This window comes from Desulfosporosinus sp. BICA1-9, from assembly GCF_000802135.1.
This window is the reverse complement of the sequence record NZ_JUEE01000097.1, coordinates 1-5,782: the sequence shown is the minus strand read 5'-3', so window position 1 is coordinate 5,782 and position 5,782 is coordinate 1. Positions and strand designations below refer to the sequence as shown.

Genomic DNA, 5,782 nt, shown 5'->3' with positions numbered 1-5,782 from the left:
GGGTATGTGTCATACCTAGGCGGATGCATCGTTGAACCGTCTGGCCTTATTTCAAAAAACGGTAACATATTAGGTAAGGATCTATCGATAGCATTTTTGATATTAGCGCTGAACTGCCCAAAGACTATAGGGTTGAGATAAATGACTATGTCGCTGGTCATAACACTTCGGTTGATTTGGGCCATTTTATCGTTAATAACACATTCCCCGGGTTTTTTGATCCAGCACCCAAAGCAGCCCCTGCAAAAGGTGAGGTTATCCGTTCCCACCTCTATTAGTTCAATTCCTAATCCCTTGGTATTTAGAATTTCTTCAATGAGACTTTTCAGATTCTGATAGGTCTTGCATTGATACTCTTTATCCGAAATTAATAGGGCTTTCATTTTACTCACTCCTCAAGTTCAATAATGTTTACAGTGTCAACACCATAATAGCACATAATGTTTACGTTGTAAACATTATGTGCTATTATGGTATACTATTATTATGTTTTTAGAGAGGAAGTATAACCCCTTGATAAATGAGAGTTATCATCATGAAGATTTAAAGTCCGAATTGATTAAGAATGGGTTAAAGCTACTGGATGAAGAAGGGTATGAGAACTTCTCACTGCGCAAAGTGGCAAAAGCCTGCGGAGTAAGCCACACGGCACCTTACAGGCATTTCAAAAATAAGGACGATTTGATTCTTGCGATTACCCTTAAGGCTGAGCATAAATTTAACTTGAGCCTTCAGGAAGCCATTAATAACTATCCGAATGACATTAGAAGCCAAATTAAAGAAATGGGTTATGCTTATGTTAAGTTTTTTGTTGAAAACCCGGAATTTCTAAAGTTACTATTTCGAAGCGACCTGAGTAAACATTTGGATCATGAGCATTGTGAAACCCTTAAAGAGAGCGTGCAGCCTTTTGGGACATTCTATAATACTATTGTACGCTACCAATCGGAAAATCAAAGCAATGGGGCGGATAGTAGCACTGACCTAAATGCGTTAGTATTGGCCTGTTGGGGTTTGGTACACGGTATGGCAATTTTAATCGCTAACAAAGAGTTTGTTTATGAAGGGGATTATCTAGAACTTACCCGAAAAATACTTTGGAGTGAAACATTTCTGAACTTATAAAAATGTGGAAACTAGCTTATCTTTAAACAATGGATAGGTAAAGATAAGCTAGTTTAAAGGTCTTGCAGCCATTACTCGTAGCCCTTGCTTGCAGCTCTTGATTAGTTTTTACAGATTAGTGTTGTGGAACCAAGATAAGGAGAATACTTTTAATTAATACAAAATAGGTTCAGCAGAATAAACTCTGCTGAACCTATTTTGTTAATTACATCTCTATTATTCAACTCCGGAAAGACGATCATTAACAAATTTTTGCCAGTCCTCAGCCAGATCATCCTCAAATAGTACTGGGTCAGTATCGGCTACTTGCCTTGCGATATCGTTTGCCTCGATATTATTTTCATTGATACCCAATTGCTGAGGATCTAAAAAAGAAATTTCTTGCTTAAGATTTTCGAACGATTCCTGATCAACCCAGTACTTATAAAGTAATTCAAATACAGCTCTTTCGTTATCGGCCGTTATCTTCATTAGGCTACCTCCAATCCTTATAAAATTTGTGACTAAGTTATGAATTACTGTCCTTTCCCGAATGCAGTTAGTATGTCTTGAAGTAATTTTGTTTACACCTTTCTCTTCGAAAACTTGCTAGTTAAAGAGTTGAAACGTGTAAGTTAAGGTTCCTGGGCGGGAAAGACCCGAGGTTAAAAGCAAGCTTGAAATAGTCATTAAAAAGTGGCAGTTGAAGAATTCCTTAATATTATATAGCCAAATCTAATGAAGAGGATGAGTGATCGTTATGCCACGAATTCCTGCCGCATGTCCGGCTAATTTTGCAGGACACTATACTGTTAATCCTGGGGATACAATGTTTATAATTTCCAGTATCTTTAGAATGAATTTATCTGAACTGATCAGAGCAAATCCTCATATTAGTAACCCTAACGTTATTTTTCCGGGTGATGTCTTATGTGTTCCAGGTCAGATTTCCTTTCCTTGCTGTGTCACTCTGGATGTAGTACAACCCTCGGAATTAGGTGAAGCGGGAGTAGCGCTAGTTTATACTAGTTTCGTAGGAACACAAGCAATCAGTGTTATGGCAGTGATCGGTGCCCTGCCTGCTGGATTTGATAGCTTGGTTGCAGAAGTTGACATACCTAATCAGATAACTACACGTCAGCAACTATATCCATCCCCACAAACTCCGCCTACTTTTTCAGGAACTCTCTCTTTCCCAACGGCGGCATCTTTGACACCGGATACGATAATTAGAGTTTTTCCTGCCAATAGTACTACGGGCAATCAAGGACCGTAAGAATGCAGGGAAGTTTAAGTCATTGCCATAGATAAATTTCGGGATGGAGTGGAAGCGGAATTACTCATAGGAAAGAGCATTGCATATCCCAACCTGCTTTAACTGACCCATTGCGCGTTCCTTGCGTTGGGCATTGAAAGAGCCTGCAGACGTTATGAAGGTTTTTCTGACGTTATGCAAATTATTGCTTGCTGCTTTGATTTTCTAGACATATTTCTCACTCCTTCTCTAAATGATTAGTGTATAATTATCCATATCTGAACACTTTGTATGGTTTACTATAATGGATCTTTAGTTTGCAAGTATATAATCAATATCGAGGGAATGTACGTTATGAAACAATTCGTTTAAATTGTTCGGAAATAGGGGAGTGGAATAAAAAGCATAATACTAAATAGTATAATTTACAAAGAGAGACCAAAAAATCTGGTCTCTCTCAGCGTTGGAAATTCATATTACTATTTAGGATCAAGTCTTGTAACGGTGGGTCTAGGGTGACGGTAACATGTTGCTTATTTGAAAGGAAAGTTAGAAATGATTCGACCCTGTGAATTGAGTGAGAAGGACAAGATTTTTGTTATAATTAATGACGCTGCCCAAGCTTACCGAGGCATCATTCCGGTTGACTGATGGAAAGAACCGTATATGACTAAAGAAGAGCTTCAACAACAAATAGAGGAAGGTGTTGAGTTTTGGGGTTACGAAGAGGACGGCCAATTGCTTGGGGTCATGGGTATTCAACCGGTTAATGACGTTACCTTAATCCGACATGCTTATGTCCAAACTGTTAAAAGAAATTCAGGAATAGGTGGTAAACTATTATCACATCTCAAAACATTAACGAGTAAGCCAATCCTAATCGGTACATGGGCTGCAGCCGATTGGGCTATTAAATTTTATCAGAAACATGGATTTAGGGTTGTTTCAAGGGAAGAAAAAAATAGCTTGTTAAGAAAGTATTGGACTATACCGGATCGTCAGGTGGAAACATCAGTTGTTTGCTTATAGTTCATCAACTTTATCTGTTAGGAGAATACAATGATTAAAATTGCTGACTTAATAGTAGCGCTAACGTATGATCAAAAAACGTTAGAGGACATCGTGGCAAAAAGGCTGCATATAGAGCATCGTCGTATAGAGCGCATCAGTATTGCAAAACGCACGGTAAATACTCGCAACAAGCAGGACATCCATTTCAACATGACCGTTCTTGTATGTGTTTCAGGAGACGAAAACGAAGTCCTTTCAATGAACAAGGACAAATGCATCTCCAAAGAAATAGAGCTAATTTATACTGTACCCAAGGCTATAAAACTGAAAGAGCGTCCTGTCATTGTAGGGTGTGGCCCAGCAGGGATGTTTGCGGCATTGATTCTGGCGCAAGCAGGAGCAAGACCCATTCTGCTGGAGCGGGGACTCGATGTAGATAGCCGAAAGAGAAAGATATTAAAGTTTTGGCGGACCGGAATTCTTGATACCCAAACTAATGTACAGTTCGGTGAGGGAGGCGCAGGTACCTTTTCAGATGGCAAGTTGAAAATCGGACAGAAGAATTCTCGTAAAATAAAGGTGCTCAGTGAGTTGGTGCTGGCCGGTGCGCCCCCTGAAATCATGTATTTGAGTAAGCCGCATATCGGCACTGACCGTTTGCAAGAAATAGTTAAGAGAATTCGGGAGCAAGTGATACGCCTGGGGGGGGAGGTGCGCTTTAATGTAACCGTAACAGAAATACTGTTCAAGGACGGACAGGTAACTGGTGTGCGTTTTGAAGAGAAGGGGAATTATAGCGAAGTTTCTTCAGATAATGTTGTTCTGGCCATCGGGCATAGCGCACGTGATACTTTTAAGAGTTTGCTGAATAGCGGCGTCTATATGGAACAAAAGCCCTTTGCGCTAGGCGTGCGTATTGAACACTCCCAAGAAATGATCGATAAAATTCAGTACGGTGGCTTCGCTGGGCATCCTAAGCTTGGATCGGCTGATTACAAAATGGTAGTGCATCTGCAAAACGGAAGGGGCGTATATACTTTCTGCATGTGCCCAGGGGGGACAGTCGTTGCGGCGACGTCAGAGGAAAACGGTCTGACAACGAATGGAATGAGCGAATTCGCTCGGGACGGTAGAAATGCCAATACTGCGCTTTTAGTGACCCTTGAGAAGGGGGATTTTGGGAGCGAAGATCCACTTGTCGGTTGTGCTTTTCAGCGCAGGATAGAGGCAGCAGCATTCGCAGCGGGCGGCGGAGGATATAAAGCGCCGGTGCAAAGGTTGGAAGATTTTCTCCAAAAGCGCAAAACGACAGCTTTTGGGGATATACTGCCTACCTATCTGCCTGGAACTGAGTTCGCCGAGCTGGATTCCTTTTTACCGGAATATATCACAAATTCACTACGGCAAGGTATCATAGAGATGGGCTTGTGGATGCCTGGCTTTGCCTATCCGGATGCGCTGCTGACGGGGGCCGAAACCCGCAGCTCTTCACCAGTGCGCATAACCAGAGGGGAAAGTTTAGAGGCCATTGGCATCAAAGGCCTTTACCCCTGCGGAGAGGGAGCAGGATACGCTGGAGGTATCATATCTGCTGCGGTAGACGGGGTGCTTTGCGCAGAACAGATACTGGATAGTTAATTGCTCTTCCTAGATGCATTACCGTAATAACACAACATTTTGACACTCTTGAGTTTTATGGATAATAATAACAGTAGACAACATAAGCTAAAAGGTGTATTCTGATTGAGCGCCAAAAAAGCGCATCGACTGAAAAGCAATAGAGGTTAGACCTTTAAACTTTTCAATTGAAAAGAAGCAAATTGGTGTTGACAACTGATGTTGAAAATGCTAAATATACATCCGGCCAAAAACGAGCCGAAGCATCACGGTGATCAAAAATGCTAGGAGTTAATGCTTCCAGCTATTTGATCGGAACTGAGAAAATTAGTTATTGACAACGAGAGTTGAAAATGCTAGGATGTAAATCTGGCCGCAAAACGGCTAAGGAACATGGTCTTTGAAAACTAAACAACAAGGACAGCCAATGAGAGAAACTCGAAAGAGTTTCAAGAAAACAATGAGCGAATCATCTTCTTCAAGTAAGAAGTTTGAATAACTTTTTTTGGAGAGTTTGATCCTGGCTCAGGACGAACGCTGGCGGCGTGCCTAACACATGCAAGTCGAACGGTCTAATGCTTAACACTGAGTGTTCAGTAAAAGTTGGGACAGCGAGAGCGCGAAGAATGAGCGCTCCACGCATTAAATAAGTGCCAACACACAGATAGGGTGTATTACCTGTTCTGTGAGAAATACTCAAATCCTATCTGTGGAAGCTGAATGTTGAGTGTTAAGTATTAGATAGTGGCGGACGGGTGAGTAACGCGTGGGTAACCTACCCATAAAGCCGGGACA

6 protein-coding genes and 1 rRNA gene are annotated in these 5,782 nt (G+C 41.4%); 5 read left to right on the top strand and 2 right to left on the bottom strand.

Translation table 11 applies throughout. From position 1 onward, the window contains the following. A partial coding sequence (locus JL57_RS12940; protein ID WP_034142467.1) for a flavodoxin family protein occupies positions 1 to 383 on the bottom strand: 383 nt, incomplete at its 3' end. A 130-nt stretch (positions 384 to 513) separates the two neighbouring features. On the opposite strand from JL57_RS12940, the gene JL57_RS12935 reads away from it, so the two are divergent. Next, a complete protein-coding gene (locus tag JL57_RS12935) occupies positions 514 to 1,125 on the top strand; it encodes a TetR/AcrR family transcriptional regulator (protein ID WP_034142466.1) in 612 nt (203 codons plus the stop codon). A 216-nt stretch (positions 1,126 to 1,341) separates the two neighbouring features. Here the strand turns inward: JL57_RS12935 and JL57_RS12930 are convergent, their stop codons facing one another. Continuing rightward, on the bottom strand, positions 1,342 to 1,596 hold the full coding sequence (locus JL57_RS12930; protein ID WP_034142465.1) for a hypothetical protein: 255 nt from the start codon (positions 1,594 to 1,596) through the stop codon (positions 1,342 to 1,344). Between the two features lie 268 nt (positions 1,597 to 1,864). On the opposite strand from JL57_RS12930, the gene JL57_RS34330 reads away from it, so the two are divergent. From JL57_RS34330 to JL57_RS12910, 4 genes are all read left to right on the top strand, one after another. Continuing rightward, positions 1,865 to 2,380: a LysM domain-containing protein gene (locus JL57_RS34330; protein ID WP_291300039.1), complete on the top strand. Its 516-nt coding sequence runs from the start codon at positions 1,865 to 1,867 to the stop codon at positions 2,378 to 2,380. 645 nt (positions 2,381 to 3,025) lie between these two features. Then, positions 3,026 to 3,388: a GNAT family N-acetyltransferase gene (locus tag JL57_RS12920; protein WP_291300038.1), complete on the top strand. Its 363-nt coding sequence runs from the start codon at positions 3,026 to 3,028 to the stop codon at positions 3,386 to 3,388. A gap of 30 nt (positions 3,389 to 3,418) precedes the next feature. Further along, positions 3,419 to 5,008 (top strand): NAD(P)/FAD-dependent oxidoreductase, encoded by a 1,590-nt coding sequence (locus JL57_RS12915; RefSeq protein ID WP_034142464.1) that lies wholly within the window; start codon positions 3,419 to 3,421, stop codon positions 5,006 to 5,008. A gap of 481 nt (positions 5,009 to 5,489) precedes the next feature. Further along, positions 5,490 to 5,782 (top strand): 16S ribosomal RNA (locus JL57_RS12910); the annotation flags it as partial.